The sequence below is a fragment of the Streptomyces tricolor genome (assembly GCF_002155905.1).
GTDB classification, from domain to species: domain Bacteria; phylum Actinomycetota; class Actinomycetes; order Streptomycetales; family Streptomycetaceae; genus Streptomyces; species Streptomyces tricolor.
The window spans coordinates 1-3,880 of sequence record NZ_MUMF01000798.1; the positions used below are offsets into that span (position 1 = coordinate 1).

Below are 3,880 nucleotides of genomic sequence, written 5' to 3' on the forward strand. Positions count from 1 at the left end.
CGTGGCCGGTGCCGACGTCCAGCCAGGTCTTCGGCGCCGGGTCGTACGGCAGCAGGGCCTCGGCCCGGCTCCGGTACATCGCGCCGCGCCCGCCGAAGGTGCCGCTCATCCGCTGCTCGCCGAGGCCGTCGTAGAAGTCCCGGTAGTAGAACTCCAGTCCTGCCGGTGTCAGTTGCGGGTTCTGGAAGACGTGGCCGCAGTCGGCGCAGCGGTCCAGGGTGAAGCGGCCGGGTTTGTGCTGGAGCAGGTCGGTGGTGCGCAGGCGGCGGGTGAGCCGGCCGGAGGAGCACCAGGGGCAGGTGGTGCGCCGGGGGGCGAAGAAGCGGTCGGTGCCGGCGTCCAGGTCGGCCCGGTAGGCGGGGCGCAGGGCGGCGATGCGGGACGGGGTCGTCCGGGCGCCCTGCGTGCGGGCGGCACGCGCACCGGTCTCCTGCTCACGGGCCTCGCTCATCGGCTCTCTCCTGCCAGTCGTGCGAGATGGGCCGCCGCGGCCCCGGCACCGCCCGCCGTGCGGAACGCGGCGCTGATCCGGGCGGCGGCGGCCCGGTGGGCGGGGTCGTGCAGGACGGTGTCCAGGGCCTCGCCCAGGCGGGCCGCGGTGGCCCGGCCGAAGCGGACCCGGACGCCCGCGCCGGCGTCCACGACCTGACCCGCCACCACCGGCTGGTCGTCCCGGATGGGCGCGACGACGAGCGGGACGCCGTGCCAGAGGGCCTCGCAGACGGTGTTGTGGCCGGCGTGGCAGACGACGGCGTCCATCCGTTCCAGCAGGGGGAGTTGGGGGACGGAGGGCAGGATCAGCGGGTCCGGGTCGTCCGCCGTCGCGGGCAGCGTGCCGGCCGGGTCCGTGATCACCGCCTGGATCCGGTCGGCGCGGTCCCGCAGCGCGGCCAGGGTCTCGGCGAGGAACCGGCCGCCGGCGTCGGCGTTGGCCGTGCCGAGGGTCACCAGGACCTTGGCCCGGCCGCGGTCCAGGCGTTCCCAGGGGAAGTCGGGCCCGGCCGGGCGGCCGGCGAGCGACGGGCCGACGTAGTGGATGTGCGGGGCCGACGGCGCCCGGGGGCCGATGAGTTCGGGGGTGCTGAACACCAGCAGCAGGTGGGGCGAGGAGCGCGGGTCGGCGGTGCCGGCCGGGTCGCCGATGCGGGCGCGCAGCTCGGCCAGGCGCCGCCGGAGCCAGTCGGCGACCTTGGGCATCGCGTCGTAGGCGCCGCCGAACTCGGCGGAGGTGGTCGCCGAGGTGGCCCAGGGCAGCCCGAGGCGCTCGGCCACCAGGGCGCCGGCGAACGCCTGCTGGTCGGCGACGACCACATCGGGGCGGAACCTGGCGACGGCCGCGTGCACCCCGGGTGCCATCGCGTCGGCGAGCGGCAGCAGATACCCCTCCCACAGGAACCGCAGCGCCTCCGCGCCCCGCAGGTCCGGCGGCCGTACGGCGCCCGGGGTGCCCGGCACCGGTCCCGCGCACCGGAAGACCACGGCGTCCGCGCCCGCGAGCCGTCGCACCAGCGCCGGGTCGGCGCACGCCCAGGCCACCTGGTGGCCGTGCGCGGTGAGCCGGGCGGCGACGCCGACGGCGGGGTTGATGTGCCCGGTCAGCGGCGGGACGACGAAGAGGAAGCCGCTCACCGGGCGCCCGCCCCCGCGCCGACCAGGTCCAGGATGTGCCCGCCGACCGCGCCGGGCGCCTCGACCAGGACCGAGTGCTCGTGCCCGGGCAGGACGACCGCCCGGAAGTCCGGCAGCAGCCGCCGCTGCGCCGGCACCAGGTCCGCCAGGTCCGAGTCGCCGCCGTACACGCCGAGGACCGGGCAGCGTACGGCCCTGATCTGGGCCTCGGTGAGCACCCGGCTGGCGGGGATGTCCCGGCCGAGGGTGGTCTCGCGGGCCAGCCGGGCCGCGCCCTTGGCGAGGCGGGCGGTGTTGTGGCCGCGGTGGGCGGTGATCCAGGCGATCGCGTCGGACTCGTTGTGCGCGAGTTCGGTCGTCACCCGGTGCAGGATCCGGCCGAGTTTCGCGGCCCAGGCGGCCGTCGCCGGCTCGGACTCGATCAGGGTCAGGCTGGCCACGCGGCCGGGATGGCGTGCCGCGTACCCGAAGGCGATGGTGCCGCCGTAGGAGTTGCCGACGAGGTGCACGGGCCCGGTGACGGCCAGCCGGTCCAGGAGCGCCTCCAGGTCCGCGATGTTGTGGTCCAGGGTGTAGCCGTGCGGGGGGCGTTCGCTGCGGCCGTGGCCGCGCAGGTCGTACATGACGACGTCGAGTCCGGCCGCCGCGAACGCGGGGGCGACGGTGAAGTAGTAGCTGGCCAGGCTGTCGGTGAGCAGTCCGTGCAGCAGGACGACGGTGGGGTGCGGGGTGCGGCCGTCCGTGGGGCCGGTCCGCTGGACGTGCAGCCGGATGCCGCCGGCGTCGACCATCGCCATGGCTCAGCCCGCCCGGTCGGTCTTCAGGCTCCACACCACGTACTCCACGAGCCGGCCCACGGTCAGGTCGATGATCTCCTCGAACTCCATGCCGGCCACGAACTCGGCGAGGTTGACCCGCTGCCCGTACCGCTCCTCCAGCAGGCCGGCCAGGGTGACGAGGTCGATGCTCTCCAGCTCCAGGTCGCGGTTGAAGGTGGTGGACATGCCGATCACCACGTCGTCGTCGCCGTACTCCGCAAGGACCGTGCGGAGCATGCCGGCGACATCGGCGAGCACGGTGTCGGCGGTGGGCTCCGCCGGGACCGGCTGGATGGGGTTCATCGGAGGTACTCCTCGGCTGAGGGGTCGGGTTGTCCGTCGTCGGCCACGGGGCCGGTCGTCCAGGCCACCACGTAGGCGCGGTCCGGCAGGGCGGGCGGGTTGGCCACCGGGGCGCAGTGCACGGGGTAGGCGCGTTCCAGGCGGCCGGAGACGAGGAGCCGGCTGCCGTCCGGGGCGGCCTCCAGCACGGCGAAGTCCCGGGGGCGGCCCCCGAGTCCGACGCCCTCGGCCTTGGCGACCGCCTCCTTGGCGGCCCAGAAGCGGGTGAACCACACGGCTTCCGGATCGCCGCCGTCCGCGCACCGGGCGCGCAGGAGCCGCAGTTCGGCCGGGCCGAGCGCGGTGGTGAGGGTCGCCGGGTCGCGGCCGGTGACCTCCTCGATGTCGATGCCGGGGCCGGGCTGCGGGCGGTGCGGCCGTACGATCGCCACGCCCGCCTCGGCGCGGTGGGCGAGCGAGACGTCCAGCCGGGGCAGCTCGCGGCCGTGCGTCCCGGTGACGTACGGGCGGCCGAGGTCGTCGTTGCCGACCCGGATCTCGGCCGGGAAGACCGGTCCTTCGCCGTGCCGCCACAGCCAGTGCCGTACGGCGTCCTTGACCGCGATCCGGCCGAGCAGCCACTGCCGGCGCCCGCGCGGCGGGCGCTGCGCGTACGCGGCGCGCTCCGCGCCGCCCAGCGAATTGCGCATGATCAGCTCGCGGGAGGCGAGGTCCGGCCACCGCTCGTGGAGCAGCGCCCAGCCCCCGGGCATGGCCGTGGAGAGGGTGTGGCGCTCGGGGAAGCGTTCGACGGGCCGGGTCGTGGGGTCGTTGTCGAAGCGGCGGTCCTGCCAGCCGGTCACCCGGGCCCAGACCCGGCCGCCGACGGTCAGCTCCGCGTCCGCCTCCAGGACGGTGTCCGTGAGGGAGGTGATCCGCAGCAGGCAGTGCACCTCGGTGCCGGGCGCCGGATGCGGTCCGTAGAACCGTGCCTCCCCCAGCTGCACCGGGAAGACGACCGTCCGCTCGGTGCGGGTCGCCATGATCCAGTAGCCGAGCAGCTGGCCCACGTTGTCGAGCAGAGCGCCCGGGGCCGACGGGGTGGTGATCACTCCGCGGATGTGCCGCTCGCCGAGCGCGGTCAGCTCGGT

The 3,880-nt window shown here is 75.7% G+C and carries 4 protein-coding genes and 1 pseudogene; all 5 read right to left on the minus strand.

All coding sequences use genetic code 11. The features are described 5' to 3' along the window. A pseudogene (locus CCN44_RS39715) lies at positions 1-451 on the minus strand (methyltransferase type 12); the annotation flags it as partial. Next, positions 448-1,629, minus strand: a complete 1,182-nt coding sequence (locus tag CCN44_RS39720) for a glycosyltransferase (protein ID WP_086703979.1) — start codon at positions 1,627-1,629, stop codon at positions 448-450. The gene CCN44_RS39720 and the pseudogene CCN44_RS39715, both read right to left, overlap by 4 nt. Further along, positions 1,626-2,426, minus strand: a complete 801-nt coding sequence (locus tag CCN44_RS39725) for an alpha/beta fold hydrolase (protein WP_059248069.1) — start codon at positions 2,424-2,426, stop codon at positions 1,626-1,628. The genes CCN44_RS39720 and CCN44_RS39725 overlap by 4 nt, the downstream gene beginning before the upstream one ends. A gap of 3 nt (positions 2,427-2,429) precedes the next feature. Further along, complete coding sequence (locus tag CCN44_RS39730) at positions 2,430-2,750, minus strand: acyl carrier protein (protein WP_059248070.1); 321 nt, start codon at positions 2,748-2,750, stop codon at positions 2,430-2,432. Further along, on the minus strand, positions 2,747-3,880 hold a 1,134-nt coding region (locus CCN44_RS39735), incomplete at its 5' end, for a 4'-phosphopantetheinyl transferase superfamily protein (RefSeq protein WP_143650380.1). The genes CCN44_RS39735 and CCN44_RS39730, both read right to left, overlap by 4 nt.

Bases quoted from the DNA above. Each gene is read 5' to 3' on its own strand.
- CCN44_RS39725 (WP_059248069.1), bottom strand. From the start codon at position 2,426: ATGGCGATGGTCGACGCCGGCGGCATCCGGCTGCACGTCCAGCGGACC.
- CCN44_RS39730 (WP_059248070.1), bottom strand. From the start codon at position 2,750: ATGAACCCCATCCAGCCGGTCCCGGCGGAGCCCACCGCCGACACCGTG.